General features: G+C 64.7%; 22 protein-coding genes and 2 tRNA genes. 17 read left to right on the top strand and 7 right to left on the bottom strand.

Annotated elements, in window-relative coordinates:
• The first annotated feature begins 18 nt into the window (after window positions 1-18).
• The 5 genes from AC6CH3_RS05770 (at window position 19) to AC6CH3_RS05750 (ending at window position 2,967) form a co-directional block, all read left to right on the top strand.
• Entirely contained in the window at window positions 19-243 is a 225-nt protein-coding gene (locus tag AC6CH3_RS05770; protein ID WP_498131508.1) for a hypothetical protein, read from the top strand.
• Window positions 188-916 carry a nicotinate-nucleotide adenylyltransferase gene (gene nadD, locus AC6CH3_RS05765; RefSeq protein WP_498131507.1) on the top strand — a complete coding sequence of 243 codons (729 nt, stop codon included), beginning with the start codon at window positions 188-190 and terminating at the stop codon, window positions 914-916. Before AC6CH3_RS05770 ends, nadD begins: the two co-directional genes overlap by 56 nt.
• A 7-nt stretch (window positions 917-923) precedes the next feature.
• Window positions 924-2,291: a hypothetical protein gene (locus AC6CH3_RS05760; protein ID WP_498131506.1), complete on the top strand. Its 1,368-nt coding sequence runs from the start codon at window positions 924-926 to the stop codon at window positions 2,289-2,291.
• A 44-nt stretch (window positions 2,292-2,335) separates the two neighbouring features.
• A complete protein-coding gene (gene rsfS, locus AC6CH3_RS05755; RefSeq protein WP_205654029.1) occupies window positions 2,336-2,737 on the top strand; it encodes a ribosome silencing factor in 402 nt (133 codons plus the stop codon).
• Between the two features lie 154 nt (window positions 2,738-2,891).
• Window positions 2,892-2,967 (top strand) — tRNA-Ala (locus AC6CH3_RS05750).
• Between the two features lie 91 nt (window positions 2,968-3,058).
• On the opposite strand, the gene AC6CH3_RS05745 is transcribed toward AC6CH3_RS05750, so the two are convergent.
• Window positions 3,059-3,448: a hypothetical protein gene (locus tag AC6CH3_RS05745; protein ID WP_498131505.1), complete on the bottom strand. Its 390-nt coding sequence runs from the start codon at window positions 3,446-3,448 to the stop codon at window positions 3,059-3,061.
• 248 nt (window positions 3,449-3,696) lie between these two features.
• Here AC6CH3_RS05745 and AC6CH3_RS05740 point away from each other — a divergent pair.
• From AC6CH3_RS05740 to AC6CH3_RS05730, 3 genes are all read left to right on the top strand, one after another.
• Window positions 3,697-3,772 (top strand) — tRNA-Ala (locus AC6CH3_RS05740).
• Between the two features lie 110 nt (window positions 3,773-3,882).
• Window positions 3,883-5,031: a class I SAM-dependent methyltransferase gene (locus tag AC6CH3_RS05735; protein WP_498131504.1), complete on the top strand. Its 1,149-nt coding sequence runs from the start codon at window positions 3,883-3,885 to the stop codon at window positions 5,029-5,031.
• Window positions 5,032-5,204: 173 nt separating this feature from the next.
• The gene (locus AC6CH3_RS05730) at window positions 5,205-6,407 is read left to right on the top strand and encodes an ROK family transcriptional regulator (protein ID WP_498131503.1); all 1,203 of its coding nucleotides are present in this window, start codon (window positions 5,205-5,207) and stop codon (window positions 6,405-6,407) included.
• Window position 6,408: 1 nt separating this feature from the next.
• Here the strand turns inward: AC6CH3_RS05730 and AC6CH3_RS05725 are convergent, their stop codons facing one another.
• Entirely contained in the window at window positions 6,409-6,606 is a 198-nt protein-coding gene (locus AC6CH3_RS05725; RefSeq protein WP_494034350.1) for a hypothetical protein, read from the bottom strand.
• A 407-nt stretch (window positions 6,607-7,013) separates the two neighbouring features.
• On the opposite strand from AC6CH3_RS05725, the gene AC6CH3_RS05720 reads away from it, so the two are divergent.
• Together AC6CH3_RS05720 and metE are read left to right on the top strand one after the other, a co-directional pair.
• Window positions 7,014-7,979: a methylenetetrahydrofolate reductase gene (locus AC6CH3_RS05720; RefSeq protein WP_498131502.1), complete on the top strand. Its 966-nt coding sequence runs from the start codon at window positions 7,014-7,016 to the stop codon at window positions 7,977-7,979.
• 138 nt (window positions 7,980-8,117) lie between these two features.
• Entirely contained in the window at window positions 8,118-10,448 is a 2,331-nt protein-coding gene (gene metE, locus AC6CH3_RS05715; RefSeq protein WP_498131501.1) for a 5-methyltetrahydropteroyltriglutamate--homocysteine S-methyltransferase, read from the top strand.
• Window positions 10,449-10,553: 105 nt separating this feature from the next.
• Here metE and AC6CH3_RS05710 read toward each other — a convergent pair whose 3' ends face one another.
• Both AC6CH3_RS05710 and AC6CH3_RS05705 read right to left on the bottom strand, forming a co-directional pair.
• Window positions 10,554-11,060, bottom strand: coding sequence for a DUF2004 domain-containing protein (locus tag AC6CH3_RS05710; RefSeq protein WP_400575766.1), 507 nt, complete (start codon window positions 11,058-11,060; stop codon window positions 10,554-10,556).
• Window positions 11,061-11,105: 45 nt separating this feature from the next.
• On the bottom strand, window positions 11,106-12,023 hold the full coding sequence (locus tag AC6CH3_RS05705) for a LysR family transcriptional regulator (protein WP_498131500.1): 918 nt from the start codon (window positions 12,021-12,023) through the stop codon (window positions 11,106-11,108).
• Window positions 12,024-12,145: 122 nt separating this feature from the next.
• Between AC6CH3_RS05705 and AC6CH3_RS05700 the strand changes: the two genes are divergently transcribed.
• From AC6CH3_RS05700 to nrdF, 7 genes are all read left to right on the top strand, one after another.
• Window positions 12,146-13,501, top strand: coding sequence for an NAD(P)/FAD-dependent oxidoreductase (locus AC6CH3_RS05700; protein WP_498131499.1), 1,356 nt, complete (start codon window positions 12,146-12,148; stop codon window positions 13,499-13,501).
• The gene (locus tag AC6CH3_RS05695) at window positions 13,498-14,223 is read left to right on the top strand and encodes a DUF1365 domain-containing protein (protein ID WP_498131498.1); all 726 of its coding nucleotides are present in this window, start codon (window positions 13,498-13,500) and stop codon (window positions 14,221-14,223) included. The genes AC6CH3_RS05700 and AC6CH3_RS05695 overlap by 4 nt, the downstream gene beginning before the upstream one ends.
• Window positions 14,220-15,545: a class I SAM-dependent methyltransferase gene (locus AC6CH3_RS05690; protein ID WP_498131497.1), complete on the top strand. Its 1,326-nt coding sequence runs from the start codon at window positions 14,220-14,222 to the stop codon at window positions 15,543-15,545. Before AC6CH3_RS05695 ends, AC6CH3_RS05690 begins: the two co-directional genes overlap by 4 nt.
• A gap of 465 nt (window positions 15,546-16,010) precedes the next feature.
• A complete protein-coding gene (gene nrdH, locus AC6CH3_RS05685; RefSeq protein ID WP_056625338.1) occupies window positions 16,011-16,256 on the top strand; it encodes a glutaredoxin-like protein NrdH in 246 nt (81 codons plus the stop codon).
• Window positions 16,257-16,393: 137 nt separating this feature from the next.
• On the top strand, window positions 16,394-16,852 hold the full coding sequence (gene nrdI, locus AC6CH3_RS05680) for a class Ib ribonucleoside-diphosphate reductase assembly flavoprotein NrdI (protein ID WP_498131542.1): 459 nt from the start codon (window positions 16,394-16,396) through the stop codon (window positions 16,850-16,852).
• A gap of 26 nt (window positions 16,853-16,878) precedes the next feature.
• Window positions 16,879-19,035, top strand: a complete 2,157-nt coding sequence (nrdE, locus tag AC6CH3_RS05675; protein ID WP_400575769.1) for a class 1b ribonucleoside-diphosphate reductase subunit alpha — start codon at window positions 16,879-16,881, stop codon at window positions 19,033-19,035.
• Window positions 19,036-19,133: 98 nt separating this feature from the next.
• Window positions 19,134-20,108 carry a class 1b ribonucleoside-diphosphate reductase subunit beta gene (gene nrdF / locus AC6CH3_RS05670; protein ID WP_400575771.1) on the top strand — a complete coding sequence of 325 codons (975 nt, stop codon included), beginning with the start codon at window positions 19,134-19,136 and terminating at the stop codon, window positions 20,106-20,108.
• A 107-nt stretch (window positions 20,109-20,215) separates the two neighbouring features.
• Here the strand turns inward: nrdF and AC6CH3_RS05665 are convergent, their stop codons facing one another.
• From AC6CH3_RS05665 to AC6CH3_RS05655, 3 genes are read right to left on the bottom strand one after another with little or no spacing between them, the layout of a single operon-like run.
• The gene (locus tag AC6CH3_RS05665; protein WP_498131496.1) at window positions 20,216-20,983 is read right to left on the bottom strand and encodes an SCO1664 family protein; all 768 of its coding nucleotides are present in this window, start codon (window positions 20,981-20,983) and stop codon (window positions 20,216-20,218) included.
• Window positions 20,983-21,537, bottom strand: coding sequence for a DUF3090 domain-containing protein (locus AC6CH3_RS05660; RefSeq protein ID WP_498131495.1), 555 nt, complete (start codon window positions 21,535-21,537; stop codon window positions 20,983-20,985). Before AC6CH3_RS05660 ends, AC6CH3_RS05665 begins: the two co-directional genes overlap by 1 nt.
• Window positions 21,538-21,562: 25 nt before the next feature.
• Complete coding sequence (locus AC6CH3_RS05655; RefSeq protein ID WP_498131494.1) at window positions 21,563-22,255, bottom strand: MSMEG_4193 family putative phosphomutase; 693 nt, start codon at window positions 22,253-22,255, stop codon at window positions 21,563-21,565.
• Window positions 22,256-22,299 lie beyond the last annotated feature (44 nt).

Below are 22,299 nucleotides of genomic sequence, written 5' to 3'. Positions count from 1 at the left end.
TCAGCCCTAGGGGAGAAAATGCTGCTCCAGCAGATCGCCTTGTCCGCCGCCCAACACGAAGAACGGGCCCCGCTGTGGGCGGAACCCTGGGTCTTCGGCATTGCGATCTTTGCCATCCTGTTGGTCATGATGTTCGTTACCTTGTCCTACACGAACCTGGGCAACCGCCACACCGCGGTTGACGAGCATGCAGACCCGCACCGTCAGCACCCCAACAAGCACGACCACGGCCAGGGCCACTAACATTTCCGCCGCATTGCACCACGGCGGCCGGCAAGGCCGGCTGAGGCTGGGCGTGATGGGTGGGACGTTTGACCCCATCCATCACGGCCACCTCGTTGCGGCAAGTGAGGTGGCAGCCAAGTTTGGACTGGACGAAGTGGTGTTCGTCCCGACCGGCCAGCCGTGGCAGAAGTCGAGCAAGAAAGTCAGCGAGCCGGAGCACCGCTACCTGATGACCGTGATTGCGACGGCATCGAATCCGCGCTTCACCGTCAGCAGGGTTGATGTGGACCGCCCCGGTCCCACCTACACCATCGACACCCTCCGTGACCTCCGGCGACAGCGCCCCGACGCTGATCTGTTCTTTATCACCGGCGCGGACGCCTTGGCGCAGATTCTGTCATGGAAAGATATCGACGAGCTCTGGTCGCTGGCCCACTTCGTGGGAGTCACGCGCCCCGGGCACGAACTCGACGGCATGGGCCGCGACGACGTCAGCCTCCTGACAGTGCCGGCCATGGCGATTTCCTCGACGGACTGCCGGGCACGGGTGGCTGAGCACAACCCGGTCTGGTACCTGGTTCCGGACGGCGTCGTTCAGTACATCGCCAAGTACGGCCTGTATGCCGCACCGCCGGCCGAACGAACCAGCTCTGAGCTTACCGAGACAGACGATCCCGCCAGCACTGAATGAGTTTTTAATGAGTCAGGAACAGCCTCCCATCCGCAGCCGCCGTGAATTACGGAAGGCCAGAGATGCAGCCCAGGGTCAGATCCGGGACGCCAGCACCGCCGGTGCCGGTGAGGTAACCCCTGCGACAAAACAACCTGCCGCGAAGCAGACTGTTACGAAAAAGGCAGACGCGAAGCAGCCTGTTACGAAACAGGCTGAACCGGCCCGGCCTTCCCCTAAGCAGCCTGCACCCCAGGTGCCCGCGGACCGCCGCAAGACGGACACTGCCCGCGGCGCGGAGGCAACGCGTCCGTCCTCAGCGACCGGACGTGTCCGGCGTGTAGCGCCGGGTCCCGTGGACTCGGTTCCCGCCGGTTCGGCGGCCGAGCGCTCTTCCCAGATCAGGGCCAGGGACCGGGCAGCGCTCCGCACCATCAAGGAACTTGCGGAGAAGGAAGGACAGCTGTCAGCCGGCGGGCCTCCCACGCGGCGCCAGCTCAGGCTGCAGCAGCTGGAACAGGCCGTCACGTCGGCCATTCCGGTGGTCCCGCCCGCTTCCGGCCAAGGCACTGCTTCCGGCAAGGGCCCAGCCCAGCCGCAGGCGCCGGCCCAACAGCCCGCACCGGCGCAGCCACAGGCGGCCCCAAAGGCAGCTTCCCGCGAATCGACCTCCGGTGTTCCCCAGGAGCTGCCCGACGGTATGACCGTTGAGCAGGCCCTTGAGGCGCGGGCCCTCATAGCCGAACAGGCCAAGAACCAGATCGCGAAGATGGAGCACATCGCGGCAACGGATCCTGAAGCTGTGGATCCTGAGATCCTGGCCGAGCAGATCGCTCTTGCGGAACGCGCTGCCGTGCTCAACAAGCGCGCACTGGCCAAGCAGAAGCTGGCGGAAAAGAACACCCCGGCGCAGCCTCAGAACGATCCGTCGACCGCCAGTAACCTGGCCATGGTGACGCCGCTGGAGTTCGTCCAGGTGCCCGGCGTGGACCGTCCCGTCATGAAGCGTCCGGCCACATCGTATGTTCCCGTGGTGACCAATCCCGGGCCACGCATCCCTGCGCGTGGTTCCCGCCCATCCAAGGCGGCGGGCAATGCGACGTCTACGGGACGGGCCCGGGTGATTGCCCGTGCTGAAGCTGCTGCCAAGGCTGCCGCTGCACCGGCCGCCGCTCCCCAGGCGACCGCGGGCCGGGATACGGATGCCGTTGAGGAGTTCACGGGGCTTCCGCCGGTTTCGGCGAAGTCCGCCTATGGGCTGGATCCGCTGGATGCTGCCACGGCAGGCCTCGCCCGGGCACAACGGCTCCGCATTCTTCAGCTGGGGGTGCTGGCCCTCGGGGCCCTGGCACTTATCGCCGGCGTCATCATGATCATCAGCGGCCTGTCGCGCTGACTTCCACAACCAACACCAGGTTTTACACCACTACAAGGAGTCCCGTGACTGCATCTGATTCATCCATCGCCACAGCCCGACACGCAGCGAGGGCTGCGGCGGACAAGATTGCCCAGGACATCGTGGCTCTCGATGTCAGCGAACGCCTGGCCTTGGCGGACGTCTTCCTCATCGCCTCGGCCCCCAGCGAACGCCAGGTCAACGCCATCGTTGACGGGATCGAAGAAGAACTCATCAAGCAGGACCTCCGTCCGGTGCGTCGCGAAGGACGGTCAGCGGGACGCTGGGTGCTGCTGGACTACTCCGACGTGGTGATCCACGTACAGCATGAGGAAGACCGCGTCTTCTACGCCCTCGAGCGGCTTTGGAAGGACTGCCCGGTCGTGGATTTGCAGCTCGGCGATGACACCTCGGCCAAGGCCGCCGCAGGCTCCGATTCCGAGTAGCCGCGGCGGAACAGCGCCGAATATGCCGGATTTGGAATTTTCGGAAACGCTGTTCTAAGATATTTGAGTTGCTTCGGAGCGATCAGGACAGATCGATCCGGACAGTAGGACGGGCCAGCAGGCGAAAGCCGAAGGCATCGAAGCGGCGAAAATTGGGGCTGTGGCGCAGCTGGTAGCGCACCTGCATGGCATGCAGGGGGTCAGGGGTTCGAGTCCCCTCAGCTCCACCACCAACCGCTGGAACCGGGATTACTCTGGTTCCAGCGGTTTTTTGTTGCCGCTCACTACGGAGGCTGCGCGCAGGGCAGGAGCAGGTGGCGCCTACTGCTCCGGACTTCCCGGACGCTGGTGGGGCAGGTAGCCCTGCCGCGTGGCCTCACGCACCAGCAGCCGTATGTTCGCGAACAGGACCGCCTTAACGGCCACCGGATCCGGCCTGTGTCCGCGCTTCACCGCTTGCTCAAGCTTCTGGCAGTATTCTTCGAGCCTCAAGCCCCCGGCCATGGCCGACGTCACCCTCAGGCTCACGAGCGGCTCCACGGCCGACGCAGGCTCTTCGCTTGCCAGGCCACGCAGGATCGCGGCCGCGCGGACAGGCAGCAGCTGCAGGTACTCCTCGAAAAACGCTTGGGCCACCGCACGTCCCGCCTCGTCTGCCAGGGACCGCAGCACGGCGCCGTCCAACGGGGGCAGGTCCTGATCGTCGGCCACCGCAGTCCTCCTGGGTCTACAAAGAGCCGCGACGCTGCTGCCCGGCTCCTTGAATGCTCCCGCGGCGACCTCAAGGCCGTTAAAGTGTTCCCGCATGTTCGGATCAAGACTCCAGATTCCGTCGCGGCGTGAGCCCGAGCGAAGCGTCAGCCTGCGGCAGCGCTCCTCGATTTCGCTTCCGGGAGATTGTGCATTACGCTATTCAGGTTGCTTCCGGGAAACACAAAGACCGGCAGCGGCAACAGTTCGGGGCTGTGGCGCAGCTGGTAGCGCACCTGCATGGCATGCAGGGGGTCAGGGGTTCGAGTCCCCTCAGCTCCACCAAGAACAAGAAAGGGTCGTCCCATGGGGCGGCCCTTTTGCGTTATCCATCGGGTCTGCATTGTGTATCCGGTGGGCGGAGGCAAGCAGCGACGAACAGGCGGCAGCGGTACGTGACGGAGAACAGTTTAGGGCAGGTTCTGGGCACGCTCCGGAGATACCCCGACGTCGAGGCGGTGAACCTGCAGGCATGGGATGCCACGGACGTGCTCCTGCTGGACACGGCCGCCGAACTCCTGACGCCGGAGAGCGACGTAGCCGTCATCGGAGACCGCTACGGGGCCCTCACGCTCGCCCTCCTCTCGGGGATTGCGCCCCGGGTGCCGGCCCGGATCCGCGTGCACCAGGATCTCATCACGGGCGAACGGGCACTTCGGAACAATGCGGCAGCACTCGGCATTGATGCCGGCTTTGAGCAGCTCCCCTTGGGGGAAGGGCTTTTGGCCGGTGCGGACCTCGTCCTGTTGCAGCTTCCCAAGACCCTCGCCGAACTCGAGGAAATCAGCGCCGCCGTGGCGCGGTACGCGTCTGCCGGGGCGGTGGTCCTGGCCGGTGGCCGCGTGAAGCACATGTCCTTGGGCATGAACGCCGTGCTGGGGCGGTACTTTGAATCCGTCCAGCCGCAGCTGGCGCGCCAAAAATCCCGGGTCCTCGTGGCCTCGCGCGCCAGAGCCGTGCAGCCACCGCCGCCGTATCCCGTGACGGAGCACAACACCGAGCTCGATCTGGACATCTGTGCCCACGGCGCCGTTTTCGCCGGCACTAAGCTGGACATCGGAACACGTTTCCTGTTGCGCTTCCTCCCTGATATGCCCGAGGCCGCCACCGCCGTGGATCTGGGCTGCGGCACCGGCGTCCTGGCAGCCATGTACGCCCGGGCCCACCCTGGGTCGGCAGTCATCGCCACTGACCAGTCAGCGTCCGCCGCAGCGTCCGCAGCGGCCACGGCAAGGGCGAACGGCCTGGGCGGGCAGATTACGGTGCTGCAGGAGGACGCCATGGCTTCCCTCCCGGCTGGCGCCGCCGACCTCATCCTGCTGAACCCGCCCTTCCACCTCGGCGCGAGCGTGCATGCGGGCGCCGGCATCAAAATGTTCGAGGCCGCGGGCCGCGTCCTGGCTCCGGGCGGTGAGCTCTGGACTGTCTTCAACAGCCACCTGCGGTACGTACCGGCTCTCGAACGGCTTGTGGGCCCCACCCGCATCAAGGGCCGAAATCCCAAATTCACGGTGGCTCTCAGTGTCAAGGGGCAGGCCGGCTAGGCCCCGCCGTTGGCACCGGCCACGGGCCTCACGCATTCGCGCGTGGGACATACCCGTATACCGGCAGGTAACGTACGATTCAGACATCGATAGTGGCCCACCGACGATGCTTAGGGGATTCCTTGACCGAGATCCGCCAGCCCTCACCGAGGCGCGGAACAAACTTGCCCCGCATGGGTGACTTCAATCTGACCGTCATCCTGGATGCGATCCGGCGCTCGTCCGGAGGCCTGAGCCGCGTCGAACTGGCGCAGATCGTCGGTCTGTCCCCGCAGACCATCTCAAACATCTCCCGCCGCCTGCTGGACCAGAACCTCATCATCGAAGCGGGAAAGGAGGGGAGCGGGCCGGGAAAACCCCGCACGATTCTCCGCCTCAACCCGTCGGGGATGTACGCCGTGGGCGTGCACCTGGACCCCGCCGTCGCAACGTTTGTGCTGCTGGACCTCGTGGGTGCGGTGGTCCAGCATTCGCAAATCAAAACCCCCGCGGACGGCGGCCCGGACGCTGTCATTGCCGCCATCGCCGACGAGATTGAACAGCTGATCCGGGCCTCCGGCGTGGACCAGGGCAAGATCGCCGGTCTGGGCGTTGCGGCGCCGGGACCGATCGACCATGACAACGGAACCGTGGTGGAGCCTCCGCTGCTGACCGGCTGGCACCGTGTTCCGCTCCGTGACGCACTGGCGGACGCCACGGGCATGTCCGTCCTCATGGACAAAGACGTCACCAGCGCCGCCGTCGCGGAAACCTGGGCAGGCGGCCCCAGCGGTACCGGGAGCTTCGTGTTCATGTACATGGGCACCGGCATTGGCTGCGGCATCGTGCTCAACGACGAGGTTGTGCGCGGTTCATCGGGCAACGCGGGCGAGATCGGCCATATTGTCGTTGATCCGGACGGCCCTCTCTGTGACTGCGGCCTGCGGGGTTGCGTCAAGTCATCGTGCATTCCCAAGGTCCTGGTGGCTGAAGCCCATGCCGCCGGAGTCCTGGACGAGGCCGCCCCGCTGTCCAACGGACCGGCCGTGCAGGAAGGGTTCGCCCTGCTGTGCCAGGCTGCCGACGCAGGAAACGAGGCAGCAGCGGCCATCATCGACAAATCAGCTGTCCTGGTGGCGCGGGCGGCGGCCGTGGTGGCCAACACGCTCGACGTTGACCGTGTTGTATTCGGCGGACCGTTCTGGGCTCCACTGTCCAAGCGCTACCTGGACCAAGTCCCCGATCTGATCAGGGAAAACAGCGACGCCCGGAACATCCACGCCATCGAGGTGGTGGGAACCGGGGTGGGGGAGGACGTCGGTGCCGTGGGGGCTGCCTGCCTGGTCCTGGAGCACACGCTTGCGCCCCGCGCGCAGCGGCTGCTGCTGGAGGGTTGAGTCAGTCGATGTCCTCGACGATCGTTCCGTAGGGAATGGTGTCATCAAGGTGTGCCTGGTGGCCTCGCGGGACATACAGCACGCGGACGCCGTGGAGCTGGTCCGCTGCGGACTGCAAGAGGACAGGCCGGACCATGTCAACGAAGCTCGGGTCCTTGTCGGCAAGATATTCCTGGTAGCTGGCTGGTAGCTGGATCATGGCAAAAGAATAGACCTGTTCCCGCCCCAAAGGGAGGGCTCCTATGCGGCAGCCGGCGAAGAAAATTCTGTGGCGGACGGTCAAGGAGGCGTAAGAATGCGTCTTAATTCGATGCCCGACTTGAACGGTGCCCGGCACGGCTCCTAGAGTTCTATACAAGTTACCGAGGTAACGTGTCAGCGATCCTCCGCTGCGGATATGCCGCCAGGCAGCCGCCAAGGAGGATGTGGGTGCCCCCATGTGGGCCTGACATTTGCTCACGGACAGCTTTTATTCAGGCGTAACAGTCGCGGCTGCGCCCTGCCGAAGTTGCTTCCGTGTTCCCCAAACTCAATTCATTGACCGCTCACTGCACGGGCCCACGCCACGGCAGTTCCGCCTTCAATGGCCCATAGCCAAGGACGCAAATGTCACCACCCAGCCTTATTGAGACACATCCAAATCTTTCAGACGCCGCCCCGGTGGCGCTCTCCTACGAGCTCTTCCCGCCGCGCTCTCCCGCGGCTGCAGAGACACTCTGGACCACCATCCGCGAGCTCGAGACCACTGACCCCGACTATGTCTCCGTCACATACGGTGCCAGCGGCTCCAACCGGGACACCGCCGTCGAACTCATCAACCGGCTCGTCCTGGAAACCACCCTCCGGCCGCTGGCCCACCTGACCTGCGTGGGAAACACGCCGGCGGAACTTGCCGAGATCATCGGGGAGCTCCTGGATGCCGGAGTCCGCGGCATCCTCGCCCTCCGCGGCGACCAGCCCAAGGACCAGGGAGAGCCCGTCAGCGGTTCGCTCCGCTACGCGCAGGACCTGATCGAGCTCATCCGCCGCGTTGAGCAGCGCCGTTCCGCGCTGCTGTGCGCCGGCAAGGTGGCTGTTGGCGTGGCCGCGTATCCCACCCGGCATCCGGAATCCCCGAGCGAGGCGCACGACGTCGAGGTGCTGCTGGCCAAGCAGCGCTCCGGAGCGGACTTCGCCATCACCCAGGTGTTCTTCCGCACCGAGCAGTACGCGGACCTCATCACGAGGGCGCGCCGCGCCGGCGTCACCATCCCGATCATTCCGGGCGTTATGCCGCTCACGAGCCTGCGGAGGCTGAAGCGCCTCGGCGAGCTCACCGGCGTTCAGCCCGCCCCGGAACTCATCGAACGGCTTGCCGCTGCGGACTCCGACGCCGAGCGGCTCCGCATCGGCGTCAGCGCCACCGTGGATCTGGCCAACGCCGCCCTGGATGCCGGAGCCCCCGGGCTCCACCTGTACACGTTCAATGAACACCAGAGCGCGATGGACGTCCTCGACAAGCTGTCGCTTGCGAGGCCCACACGCTCCGCCAGCCGCCTCAACGCGCTCGCCCGTCGTCAACTGGCCAGTTGACAATACCGCCAGCTGACAACACCGCCAGCTGACAACACCGCCAGCTGACAACACAGCCAGCCGACAACACCGCCAGCTGACATTGCGCGGCAGGCAGCCACGACCCTCACACTTTCTCAACCATTCAAGGAATCTCACATGACTGAACAGAACACCGCGTTCCCGTCCGCCTCGATCCTGGGCTACCCCCGCATCGGCCGCCGCCGCGAACTGAAGAAGGCCGTCGAAGCCTACTGGGCCGGCAAGATCGACGCCGCCGCCCTCGACGCGGCCGCCAAGGAAATCCAGCTGGGCACCGCGAAGCGCCTGCAGGGCCTGGGCCTGACCGAGGCTGCCGCCGTTCCCGGTACCTTCTCCTTCTACGACCAGGTGCTCGACGCCGCCGCCCACCTCGGCGCCGTTCCCGCCCGTTTCGGCAACCTCCTCAACGCTGAGGGACAGCTGGACATCGACGGCTACTTCACCCTGGCCCGCGGCAACAAGGAACAGCAGCCGCTGGAGATGACGAAGTGGTTCGACACCAACTACCACTACCTCGTACCGGAGATCGGCCCGGAGACCAACTTCGCGCTGACCTCCAACCGGATCGTTGAGGAATTCGAATACGCCCTCGCCAACGGTGTGGAGACCCGCCCGTACATCGTGGGCCCGGTCACCTTCCTCCTCCTGAGCAAGGCTTCCGACGACGCCCCGGCAGGCTTCAGCCCGCTGTCCCGCCTTGAGGACGTCCTCCCGGTCTACAGCGCACTGCTCGAGAAGCTGGCCGCTGCCGGCGCCAGCTGGGTCCAGCTCGACGAGCCCGCCCTGGTGGTTGACCAGGACACCCCGGCCCAGGAGATCCAGGCAGCCGTTGCCCGCTCCTACGAGGTGCTCTCGGCCGTTGCCCAGCGCCCGCAGCTGTTCGTCTCCACGCCCTACGGCGCGCTGAACGGCCAGCTCGGCACCCTCGCCGCCACCAACATCGACGCCCTGCACATCGACGTCTTCAAGGGTGCCGTTCCCTCCGCCGCGGCATTGGCCGCCCTGGGCGGGAAGACCCTCGTTGCAGGTGTCGTTGACGGCCACAACATCTGGCGCAACGACCTGCAGGCTTCGGCGGACAAGGTCGCCGAACTTCAGAAGTCTGTCGCCAAGCTGGCCATCAGCACCTCCACCTCCACCCAGCACGTCCCGCACGACGTCGAGGAAGAGACCCAGCTGTCCGAGCAGCTCCGCAGCTGGCTGGCATTTGCCGACCAGAAGGCCGTCGAGGTCGTCACCCTGGCAGGTCTGCTGACCGACGCCGCCGCCGTGCAGCCGGCCATCGACGAAGCCACGGGGATCATCGCGTCCCGCGCTGCCGCAGAGGGTGTGCAGCGCGCCGACGTCCGGGCCCGCACCGCCGCCCTGACCTCCGCCGACTTCAACCGCTCCGAGTACTCGGTCCGTGAAGCCGCCCAGGAGACGGCCCTTGCCCTGCCGCCGCTGCCGACCACGACCATCGGCTCGTTCCCGCAGACGTCCGAGATCCGCACCGCCCGTGCCCGCGCCAACAAGGGCGACCTCACCACGGAGCAGTACGAGCAGCTCATGAAGGACGAGATCAAGCGCGTTGTGGAGCTCCAGGAAGAGCTCGGCTTCGACGTCCTTGTGCACGGCGAACCCGAGCGCAACGACATGGTCCAGTACTTCGCGGAGAACCTCGAAGGCTTCGACGTCACCGTCCACGGCTGGGTCCAGTCCTACGGCTCGCGCTGCACCCGTCCCTCCATCCTCTGGGGCGACGTCACCCGCAGCGCCCCCATCACGGTGGACTGGGCCAAGTACGCCCAGTCCCTCACCAACAAGCCGATGAAGGGCATGCTCACCGGCCCGGTCACCATCCTCGCCTGGTCTTTCGTCCGCGACGACCAGCCGCTGGGCGAGACCGCCAACCAGGTCGCCCTGGCGCTGCGCGACGAGATCGCCGACCTCGAGGCTGCCGGCATCAAGATCATCCAGGTGGACGAGCCCGCACTGCGCGAACTCCTGCCGCTGCGCAAGGCGGACCAGCCCGCATACCTGGACTGGTCCGTGAACTCCTTCCGCCTGTCCACCGCCGGCGTTGCTGACGAAACCCAGATCCACACGCACCTGTGCTACTCCGAGTTTGGCGCCATCATCGACGCCATCGACGGACTGGACGCCGACGTGACCTCGATCGAGGCAGCCCGCTCCCGCATGGAGGTTGTCCACGACCTCGAGTCCCACAACTTCGGCCGCGGCGTTGGCCCGGGCGTCTACGACATCCACTCGCCGCGCGTTCCGGGCGAGCAGGAAGTCACCGAGCTGCTCAGCACCGCCGTCAAGCACGTCCCGTCCCGCCAGCTCTGGGTCAACCCGGACTGCGGCCTGAAGACCCGCGGCTACACCGAGACCGAAGAGTCCCTGCGTAACCTCGTCGAGGCCACCAAGACAGTTCGCGCAGAACTGCTGGAAAGCGCAAAATAAGAATGTAGCCGCTGATCGAGCTTGAGACGCGACGGCGGGCGGTCACCTCAGGGTGACCGCCCGCCGTCGGCGTTTAATGCTCCTGTGGTTGAACCCGTCGAATCCTCACGACTCCCAGAGGATTTCGTCGTCCACGACGCCGTCTTCGTCCGCGGAGGCCACGAGCACCTCGTCGGTGAAGTGCTCGCCGAGGGTGAAATCCATGACGAAGTAGCGTTCGGGCTGGCCGGGGTAGATGCCCACATGGCCCAGCTTCAGGGCCTTCAGGAACACAGCGTTCGTCAGCTGGCTCTTGTCCTGGACGCCGAAGACCTTCTGCAGGTGCTCGTCCTTGATGGCGTTGCAGTGGAAGCGGAGATACTCCTGCGGGCTGGTGCCTTCCTGCTCCAGCTCTTCAGCGATCATTTCGCGGACCTCGTCCACGAGCTCGGGCAGGTAGCGCAGCCGGTAGTCCACCTTGTGCATGGCTGCTTCATCGAAGTGGTCGTGCGCGTTGATGTTCAGGTCCAGCTCAAGGCGCTGTCCGGCAAGCTCATGTTCCGTGGCGATGTTACGGTCCCGGCCGTGGTTGAGCTCGATTACTCCGAAGTGCTGGCTCGCTACCTTGGTCATATCTTCAACATAGACCCGAAAAGCGGCTCATTCCAGCATCGGCGATTATTTATCTGAAGACCCCAGACTGCCGAGCGTGTCAGCCAGCAGGTCCACGAAGAGCTGTACGCGGGCGGTCTTCTTCTCGTTGATCAGCAGCGCAAAGACGTTGCGGGCCAGCCTGATCTCCGGCACATCCAGCACCACGACGCCGGACGGCCGGTGCAGCAACGCAAGCTCGGGTACGAGTGCGGCGCCCAGCCCCGCAGCGGCCATCTCCAGACTGGCGTGAAAGTCGTCGCTGTACGCCACAACGCGGGGATGGAGGTTGCAGCTGGCAAAGAGCCGCTCGATCACGGTGGCATCGCTCGTGCCGGGATGGTGCATGATCCAGGGCATGTCCGAAAGATGGTCCGCTGCCACCTTCGCCTCGGTGCGGAAACCCCAGCCGCTGGGCAGGACCACGCGGAAATTGTCGTCGCCGATCCACTGCCGGTTGATCGTGTGCGGCCAGGCGAGCCCTGACTGGCCCACCTGGTACACCAGAGCCACATCCACGTCTCCGCCGGTGCGGAGCCCCTGGATGGTCTGCGCCGGCTCGGCCACGGAAACCCGGAGGTCGATGCCCAGGTTTTTCCAGGCCGGGTTCTTCAGAATCTTCGGCAGGACGTAGGTGGCGAGGCTGGGGAAGATGCCCAGCCTCAGCTCCTGGCTTGTGGCGTCCTGGGTCTTCGATGCGGCGGCCATCAGGGCCTCGATGTCCGTCAGGACCTTGGCCGCATGGCGGGCCATCACCACTGCGGCATCAGTGGGCACCACGCTCCGGGCCGACCGCTGGAACAGATGGACGCCAGTGTCGCGTTCCAGCGCTGACATCTGCTGGGACACGGCGGAGGCGGTGTAGCCCAGCCGGCTCGCAGCGGCCGCAAACGACCCCAGCCTGGTCACTTCCAGCAGGGTCCTGAGATGTACGGGATTGACCACCAGCCCACATTACTCCCGCTGCTCAGCCGCACGAAAACAGCAGCACCCATCCGTGCGCTCTCCTGTTCCGAATAGCCCGTGAGTATTCAAGCAGCGGCAGCTGTCCAGCAGAGGAGCAAGGAATGTCATCGAGCCCAGCGGCGACTGGAGACGGGCACCGGCGCGTCGCCGTCGTCGGCAGCGGAGTGGCGGGCCTGACGGCCGCGCACATTCTTAGCCGGCGTGATCACGTGACACTGTTCGAGGCGGACGCCAGGGCCGGAGGCCACGCCCACACGCATGACATTCCGCAGGCGACGGGGACGCTGGCCGTCGACACCGGATTCATCGTCCACAACAACCGCACCTACCCCAACCTCATCAGGCTCTTCGGGGAGCTGGGCGTCGAGACCCAGGACTCCGATATGACCATGAGCATCCGGTGCGACGGCTGCGGCCTGGAATACGCAGGAGCCAAGGGCGCCGCCGGCGTCTTTGCCCGCCCTGCCAACCTCCTGCGGCCCCGGTACCTGAGGATGCTGGCCGAAATCCTGAGGTTCTGGCGCAGGGCACGGGCACTGCTGGCCGCAGGTCCGGAGGCGGGCGCGGAGGAAACCCTGGGATCCTTTTTGGAGCGGGAAAACTTCAGTGGCTACTTCACGGCCCATTTCATGGCTCCGGTGGTCAGTGCCGTCTGGTCCTGCGACCCGACCACCGCGCTCTCGTACCCTGCGCGCTATCTCTTCACCTTCCTGGACCACCACGGCATGCTCGGCATCAAGGGCTCCCCGCAGTGGAAGACGGTAAAAGGGGGATCCCGGAGCTATGTTGACCGCGTGGTGGACGGCATACAGGAAGTCCGCCTCAACAGTCCCGTCATTGCCGTGCGGCGCACAGCCGCAGGGGTCCGGATCACGACGGCGGACGGCACCGAGGAGTTCGACGCCGCCGTCATCGCTGCCCACCCGCGCGAGGCTCTGGCCATGATCGAGGATCCCACGCCGGACGAAACCAGTGTGCTGGGCGCCATGCCGTACTCCGTGAACCACATCACGTTCCACCGCGACCCCGCCGTGCTGCCGCACAGCGAGGCAGCCCGGGCTTCCTGGAACTACCGGCTGCCATCCTGCGGGGCGCGCCCGGGCCACGTGCTCGTCAGCTACGACCTGACCCGTCTCCAGCGCCTCCGCCCCGAGGACGGCGGCAGCTACATCGTCAGCCTGGGCGAATCCGAGCTCATCGAACCGGGAAAAGTGCTGCAGGAGCTCGTCTATGAGCACCCCCAGTACACGCCGGATTCCGTGGCCGCGCAGGCCCGGCTGGGGGAGCTCGGCGATTCCCGGCTGGCGTTCGCCGGCGCGTACCACGGCTGGGGGTTCCACGAGGACGGGGCAGCGTCGGGGGTCCGGGCTGCCGCCCTGCTGGGCAGGGAGTGGGAGGCCCCCGCCGTCGGGCACCGGATGATGGCCGCCGGGCAGCCGGCGGAGCTTGCGCCATGACGGCGGCCATCTACCGCACCAGCATCCGGCACGTGCGGCGGGACCCGCTGGCCAACGCTTTCACCTATCGCAGCTACAGCTGGTTTGTGGACCTCGATGAGCTGCCCCACCTGCCATGGTGGCTGCGGCCCATTGCAACCTTTCACGCGGAGGACCACCTGGGCGATCCCAAGGCCAGCATCCGGGCGAACGTGGATCGCTTTCTCGCCGTCAACGGGCTGGAGCCCGACGGCGGCAAGGTCACCATGCTGGCGAACGCCAGGGTCCTTGGCCATGTCTTCAACCCCATCAGCCTGTTCTGGTGCCACGGTGCCGACGGCAGCCTGCGCGCGGTCATTGCCGAAGTGCACAACACCTACGGGGAACGGCACTGCTACCTGGTGGCCACAGATGATGCCGGACGTGCGAGCACCGACAAGGAATTCTATGTGTCGCCCTTCAACGAAGTGGACGGCAGCTACCGGATGACTCTGCCGGAACCCGGTGGCCGGCTGGCCGTCGCGGTAGTGCTCGAGCGGTCCGGGCGGAAGCCATTCACGGCCACCATGACCGGCGTGCGCACGGCGGCCACGCCCCGCAGCATTGCCGCCGCGGCGCTCGACGTTCCGCTGGCGCCGCTGCGCCTGGTCGCCCAGATCCACTGGCAGGGAATCAAGCTTTGGGCCCGTGGACTGCCCGTCGTCAACCGCCCCCACCACCCCCCACAGGAGACAGTCGCATGACTCTCACAGACCCGACGTACCAGGGAAGCCCGGCCGGTCCGCTCCGGATCCCGCCGGCTCCGGCCGCCATCGACGCCGACGTCTGGCCCGGCGTCGCGCATCCGCCTGCCGGGGCGAAAGCCGCCCTGGCGGGGAAAGCCGCAGGTGCCCTGTTCAGGGGTGCCGCCCGGCGGCTGCCGCTGCGCGTGGAATACCCTGACGGGTCCCAGCTGGGTGCCGGGGACGCGAAGTCCCCGGTGATGACGATGATCAGGCCCGACCATTTCGACGCCCGCATCGGCGGCAACGGCCTGATCGGCCTGGGGGAGTCGTTCATGGCGGGGGACTGGGAGGCGTCCGACCTGGCCGGCGTGCTCGAGGTCTTCGCCTCCTCGGTGGACACGCTGATTCCTGTGCCGCTGCAGAAGCTGCGCAGCCTGTATCTGCCCCGCGCACCGCGCCAGGAGCGCAACACGGAGCAGAACACGCGCGGCAACATCTCGCGGCACTACGACCTGTCCAACGAGCTCTTCGCCACCTTCCTGGACACCACCATGAGCTATTCCTCGGCGCTGTTTCCGCCAGGCGCCGGTCCGCTGCCGGACGTCGGCTGGGAGACCATCGCGGCGGCGCAGCAGGCCAAGATCGACAGGCTGCTGGACAAGGCCGGAGTGGGAGAAGGGACGCGCCTGCTGGAGATCGGCACGGGCTGGGGCGAGCTTGCCCTGCGCGCAGCTGCCCGCGGTGCCACCGTCTACACGGTCACGCTGTCCAGCGAGCAGCAGGCGCTGGCACGGCAGCGGATTCAGGATGCGGGTTACTCGGACCAGGTCACGGTAGCGCTGCAGGACTACCGCGCCGTGGAAGGCGAGTACGACGCCGTCGTGTCCGTCGAGATGATCGAGGCGGTGGGCTATGAGTACTGGGCCATCTACTTCCAGACCATCGACAGGGTGCTGGCGCCCGGCGGCAAGGTGGCCATCCAGGCCATTACGATGCCGCACGACCGGATGCTCGCCACCCGGAATGCCTACACCTGGGTGCACAAGTACATCTTCCCGGGAGGTTTCCTCCCTTCAGTGCGGGCGATCGAAAGTGTCACCGAGCAGCACACCACGCTCCGGGTCCGGGAACGGCGGGGGATGGGCGACCACTACGCGGCCACGCTCCGGCTCTGGGAGGAACGGTTCATTGAGCGGGCCGGCGAGGTGCGGGAACTCGGATTCGATGAGGTCTTCCAGCGGATGTGGCTGTTCTACCTCTGCTACTCCCGGGCCGGTTTCCAGTCAGGCTACCTGGATGTGCAGCAGATCGTGCTGGACCGCCGTGAGGCGCAGCTGTAGCCACGTTTCCTTAATCACATGAAGGGGTCCGGAAGCATGCTTCGGGGCCCCTTAATCGTGTCCGGCGCCACGTCTGCGGGCCGGTCCGAGGAGGTGCGACACGCCGTCTTCCGCGCGACACGCTGGGGTTTAAATGTGTCTAACTACTCCACAGGGTGTGGATTTCGTCCGCGAAAATGCCGGAAATCCGGACATTTTGGGGACCCCCGCCTGTGGATTAAAAGTGCATTAAATGACATACTTGTAATACATCATCTAGGGGTTCCGCTGGGGGCCTTGCACTACATGTAGTATCGACATACAGATTGAGCGGGAGACCGGTGATGCCAGTACCGGGCAGTAGGGTTCTGGTTGACAGCAGTTCCAGGCAGGGTCTCCACCGCATCGGTGAAATTAGACGCAGAGACTTCAAGCAGAGTCTTCAGGAGTACAGAAGCAGTGACTTCAACAAAGGGGACAGGGACCATGACCGTTACGGTTTACACGAAGCCGGCCTGTGTTCAGTGCAACGCAACCTACCGCGCGCTGGACAAGAAAGGCATCACCTACCAGAGCGTGGACATCTCCCAAGACGCGGACGCCCTTGAGCGCCTGAAGTCACTGGGGTACATGCAGGCTCCGGTTGTCGTCACGGACCAGGACCACTGGTCCGGCTTCCGTCCGGACAAGATCGAAGAGCTGGCGCTGAGCGCCGCTGCTTCGGTGGCCTAGGCTACGCAAGCCCGAAGGCCTGCACCAGGGCCGAATGCCGTTCCGGCCAATGAATACCAGTAGGTGAGGTGACTCCCATGGCCGCGCCGGCTTTTGCCGATGCGCCGGTTGCAGCGCAGGCTGACAACACGACGCCGATGAACCGGGCACCCGAGGACAGTGCGTCCGGGAACCGGACGCACTGTCACCTCATCTATTTTTCTTCGGCCTCCGAGAACACCAGGCGCTTCATCGACAAGCTGGGCGCAGATGCGGCGCGCATTCCGCTGTATCCGAAGGACCAGCCGCTCACTGCTTCCGAGCCATATGTGCTGGTGGTGCCGACGTATGGCGGAACCGGAGGCGAGGGCTCCGTGCCCAAGCAGGTCATCCGGTTCCTGAACAACCCGCAGAACCGCCGCCTGCTCAGGGGCGTTATCGGGGCGGGGAACACGAACTTCGGGGACAACTACTGCATGGCGGGGGACATCATCGCCGCCAAGTGCGGCGTTCCCCATCTATACCGTTTCGAACTCATGGGGACGCCGGAAGACGTCGACCGTGTACAAAAAGGATTGGAAGAGTTTTGGACACGACTGTCGCAGACACAGAAGTAACCAGGCCCGAAGGAAGGGACAAGCCCATGGACACGGCTGTTGAAAAGCAGGAGAAGCCGGCGCTCCCTGCCGCATACAAGGGCCTGGGCTACCACGAGCTGAACGCCATGCTGAACCTGTATGGCCCCAACGGCGAGATCCAGTTCGAGGCGGACCGCGAGGCCGCACACCAGTACTTCCTGCAGCACGTGAACAACAACACGGTCTTCTTCCATGACCTCGAGGAGAAGCTCGACTACCTGGTGAAGAACCAGTACTACGAGCGCGAAACCCTCGACCAGTACACGATGAACTTCATCCGCGAGCTCTTCAGGCGCGCGTACAAGAAGAAGTTCCGCTTTGAGACCTTCCTGGGCGCCTTCAAGTTCTACACGTCCTACACGCTGAAGACCTTCGACGGCAACCGCTTCCTGGAGCGCTACGAGGACCGGGTCTGCATGGTTGCCCTGCACCTGGCCCGCGGCAACGAGCAGTTGGCCACCCAGATGGTGGATGAGATCATCGAGGGCCGCTTCCAGCCCGCCACACCGACGTTCCTGAACGCCGGCAAGAAGCAGCGCGGCGAGCTGGTCTCCTGCTTCCTGCTCCGCATCGAGGACAACATGGAGTCGATCGGCCGCTCAATCAACTCGGCGCTGCAGCTGTCCAAGCGCGGCGGCGGCGTGGCGTTCGCGCTGACCAACATCCGCGAGGTCGGCGCGCCGATCAAGCAGATCGAGAACCAGTCCTCCGGCGTCATCCCCGTGATGAAGCTGCTCGAAGACAGCTTCTCGTACGCCAACCAGCTCGGTGCCCGCCAGGGCGCCGGTGCCGTGTACCTGCATGCCCACCACCCGGACATCTACCGGTTCCTGGACACCAAGCGGGAGAACGCGGACGAGAAGGTCCGCATCAAGACGCTGTCCCTCGGCGTCGTGATCCCGGACATCACCTTCGAGCTGGCCAAGAAGGACGAGGACATGTACCTGTTCTCGCCGTACGACGTCGAACGCGTCTACGGGATGCCGTTCTCCGACGTCTCGGTCACCGAGAAGTACTACGAGATGGTGGACGATTCCCGGATCAAGAAGACCAAGATCAAGGCGCGCGAGTTCTTCCAGACCCTCGCCGAGATCCAGTTCGAATCCGGCTACCCGTACATCATGTTCGAGGACACCGTGAACCGGGCCAACCCGATTGACGGCAAGATCATCATGTCCAACCTGTGCTCCGAGATCCTCCAGGTCTCCCAGCCCACGACGTACCACGACGATCTGTCCTACGACGAGACCGGCAAGGACATCTCCTGCAACCTGGGTTCGCTGAACATCGCGAAGACCATGGACTCGCCGGACTTCGGCCTGACCATCGAGACGGCCATCCGGTCGCTCTCGGCAGTCTCGGACATGTCCAATATCACCTCGGTGCCGTCGATCGCCAAGGGCAACGACCAGAGCCACGCCATCGGCCTGGGCCAGATGAACCTGCATGGCTACCTGGCGCGTGAGCGGGTGCACTACGGTTCCGAGGAGGGCCTGGACTTCACCAACATCTACTTCTACTCGGTGGTGTACCACGCCATCCGCGCCTCCAACCTGCTGGCCATTGAGACGGGCCAGACGTTCGGCGGCTTCGAGAAGTCCAAGTACGCGTCGGGTGAATTCTTCGACAAGTACACGGAGCAGGAGTGGGTGCCGGAAACCGAGAAGGTTAAGGAGCTGTTCAAGAACGTCCACATCCCCACACAGGATGACTGGCGCGAGCTGAAGGCCTCCGTCATGGAGCACGGCATCTACAACCAGAACCTGCAGGCCGTCCCGCCCACCGGCTCGATCTCCTATATCAACAACTCCACCTCCTCGATCCACCCGGTGGCGTCCAAGATCGAGATCCGCAAGGAAGGCAAGATCGGCCGCGTCTACTACCCGGCGCCGTACCTGACCAACGACAACCTGGAGTACTACCAGGACGCGTACGAGATCGGCTACGAGAAGATCATCGACACCTATGCCGCTGCCACGCAGCACGTGGACCAGGGCCTGTCGCTGACGCTGTTCTTCAAGGACACCGCCACCACCCGCGACATCAACAAGGCCCAGATCTATGCCTGGCGCAAGGGCATCAAGACCATCTACTACATCCGTCTCCGCCAGCTCGCGCTGGAAGGGACCGAGGTGGAGGGCTGCGTCAGCTGCATGCTTTAGTTGTAGCTTCGACTAAATCGTCACCAGTACGACGGCGGGCAACCGCCCGCCGTCGTACGCTTTAATTAAGAAACCACCCAAACTTTTTAGGGGAAGATATGACCGAGAGGGTCAAGCTGCTGACGCACGTCGAAGCGATCAACTGGAACCGGATCCAGGACGACAAGGACGTGGAGGTCTGGAACCGCCTGGTCAACAACTTCTGGCTGCCGGAGAAGGTGCCGCTGTCCAACGACGTCCAGTCCTGGGCAACGCTGACGCCGGCGGAGCAGCAGCTCACCATGCGGGTGTTCACCGGTCTGACGCTGCTGGACACCATCCAGGGCACCGTCGGCGCCGTTTCGTTGATCCCTGATGCGCTCACGCCACACGAAGAAGCCGTCTACACCAATATCGCGTTCATGGAGGCTGTGCACGCGAAGAGCTACTCGTCGATCTTCTCGACGCTGTGCTCCACCAAGGAGATCGACGACGCGTTCCGCTGGTCCACGGAGAACGAGAACCTTCAGAAGAAGGCGCAGATCGTCATGGACTACTACCAGGGAGACGATCCCCTGAAGCGCAAGGTGGCCTCGACTCTCCTGGAGAGCTTCCTGTTCTACTCGGGCTTCTACCTGCCCATGTACTGGTCTTCACGGGCCAAGCTGACCAACACGGCCGACCTGATCCGCCTGATCATCCGCGATGAGGCCGTGCACGGTTACTACATCGGCTACAAGTTCCAGAAGGGCCTGGAGAAGGTTTCCGAGGAGCGCCGCCAGGAGATCAAGGACTACACCTTCGAACTGCTCTTCGAGCTGTACGAAAACGAGGTCCAGTACACGCACGACCTCTACGACGGCGTCGGCCTGGCCGAGGATGTCAAGAAGTTCCTTCACTACAACGCCAACAAGGCCCTGATGAACCTGGGCTACGAGGCGATGTTCCCGGCCTCCGTCACGGACGTGAACCCGGCGATCCTGTCGGCCCTGTCGCCGAACGCGGACGAGAACCACGACTTCTTCTCGGGCTCGGGTTCCTCCTACGTGATCGGCAAGGCCGTCAACACTGAAGACGAGGACTGGGACTTCTAGTTCTTGTCATCACACTGCTCGCCGAGAAGTGTCCCGACGGGGTCTCGTCGGGACACTGCCTTTCAACGTCCGCCTGACGGCCTACGAAGCCTGCAGCCCTGGTGTCCTTAGAACAGCGGCCAAGGAACTGCGGGCATGTCGCCGCTCGGAGCCGGGAACCGCCCTGTCAACCGCAACCGGGTGCAGCGCGCGGCGAGTGAGGCGATTTCTCCGGCGCTGAGCAAGTCCGCGAGGTTTCGGCCCAGGTCACCGTGCAGCCCTTCGATGACGCGATCGACGCCGTCGCATTCCTGGTCGGTCAGGGTCTCTCCCAGCCACCCCCACAGCACCGTGCGCAGCTTGTGATCCTGGTGAAAGGTGAGTCCATGGTCCACGCCGTGCCGGTGCCCGTCCGTCATGGCAAGGATGTGAGCGCCTTTGCGGTCGGCGTTGTTCACGACGACGTCGAACACCGCCATGCGTCTCAGCGCCGGCGTGTCCTCGTGGACGAGGGCGACCATCCGTCCCTCCCCATCCTGACCCTCGAGAACGTGTTTCCAACCACTTCCCGGGACGTCGTCCGTAGCGACGAGGTCCACCGCGTTCTGGTCGGCGTCTGTCTCCTGCCACAACTGCACCATCCCTTCGCCGAACGGACCATCGCGCAGCCAGGTGCGTGGCACCACGTTCCAGCCGAGGACCTCTGACACCAGGTAGGCGGCGACCTCCCGGTGGGCAAGGAAGCCGTCGGGAAAATCCCACAGCGGTTTCTCTCCGGCTATCGGCTTGTAAACGACCGCGGTGTCACCGATGGTGCCCAGGAAGGTGGCATTCGACGCCGTCGTAATGCGGCCAGTGAGCGTCAGCTCGGCAGTCAGCAGGTCGGGCGCCGGCATCAGACTTCGGGAAGAGTGCAGAGGTGTCCGTCTGGGTCCACGGGATAACCGCAGAGCGGGCATGCGGGACGCCCGGCGCCGACAACCTCTCGGGTCCGCTTGGCGAAGGCACGGGCGGTACCGACCGGCATCCGCACCAACAGCATTTCGGGCACTTCCGCGCCGTTCCCATCAAGCGATTCGTCGTTGTCATCGTCATCGACATCGGTGATCGGGAATGCCTCTATGACCACTTGCGCCGTCGTCGGGTCCCAACCCAAGGTCATGGCACCGGTTCGGAACTGCTCGTCGACCGCCTCGAGCTGGTCATTGTCGACGAGTTCGATGGGAGTACCGGTGGGAACGCTGAAGGGGTTGCCCTCAAGGGTGATGAGCTGATCAAGGATTTCGTCAATCTTCTCGGCAAGCTGGGCCGACTGCTGCTTCTCGAGGGCGATGCTCACGATTTGCTTACCTGTGCGTACCTGCAGGTAGAACGTGCGCTCCCCTGGAACGCCGACGGTACCGATGACGACCCGGTCAGGCCAGGCAAACTCGTGAACACGTGTGGGCATGTCAGTATTTTAGGCACATGAGGTTTTAGTGAGCCGTATGCCCGGCACCGCCGCCCACCGGCGCATCGCCGGAGTTGACGCCTTTCGACAGCCATGACAGATCCCCCGCGTCGGTGTTCGTCGCATAGACGCTCGGCCGAACTGCACCGTAGTGGACGATCGATACGGAGGCAGGGCCCACATTTATGCGCTGGAACAGGTCGAGGTGCATGCCGAATGCGTCGGCGAGGATTGATTTGATGATGTCACCGTGACTCACTGCCACCCACACGGCTCCTGGCCCGTACTTGGCTTCGAAGGCTGCATCGTGGCGCCGGATTGCTGTTACCGACCGAGCCTGCATCGCCGCCATGGATTCACCGCCGGGAAAAACGACGGCGGACGGCTGCGACTGCACAGCCGCCCACAGGCCTTCCGTCGCGAGATCACTGAGCATGCGGCCCTGCCACTGGCCGTAATCGCACTCGGTGAGATCGGGATCGGTCGGCGCATAAGGATTACCAGCCTGGCGATCGAGGATGAGCCGGGCGGTTTGCTGACAACGCTCGAGGGGGCTCGATACCACCCCAACTAAGGGCACGACCGCGAGTCGGTCTCCGGTCAAAGCTGCCTGCTCGCGCCCGATCTGGTCCAAACTGACGCCGGCCGCCCGCCCCGCCAGCAGTCCAGCGGCATTGGCTGTGGTGCGGCCGTGCCGCACGAGGATTACTGTCGCCATCCATACAGCCTAACCAGCATCCTTCGTCGAATCCCCGTCAGCGC

Source organism: Arthrobacter sp. GQ119, from assembly GCF_059759125.1.
Note: the sequence above shows the minus strand (reverse complement) of the source record. Positions and strands in the feature narration are given on the sequence as shown.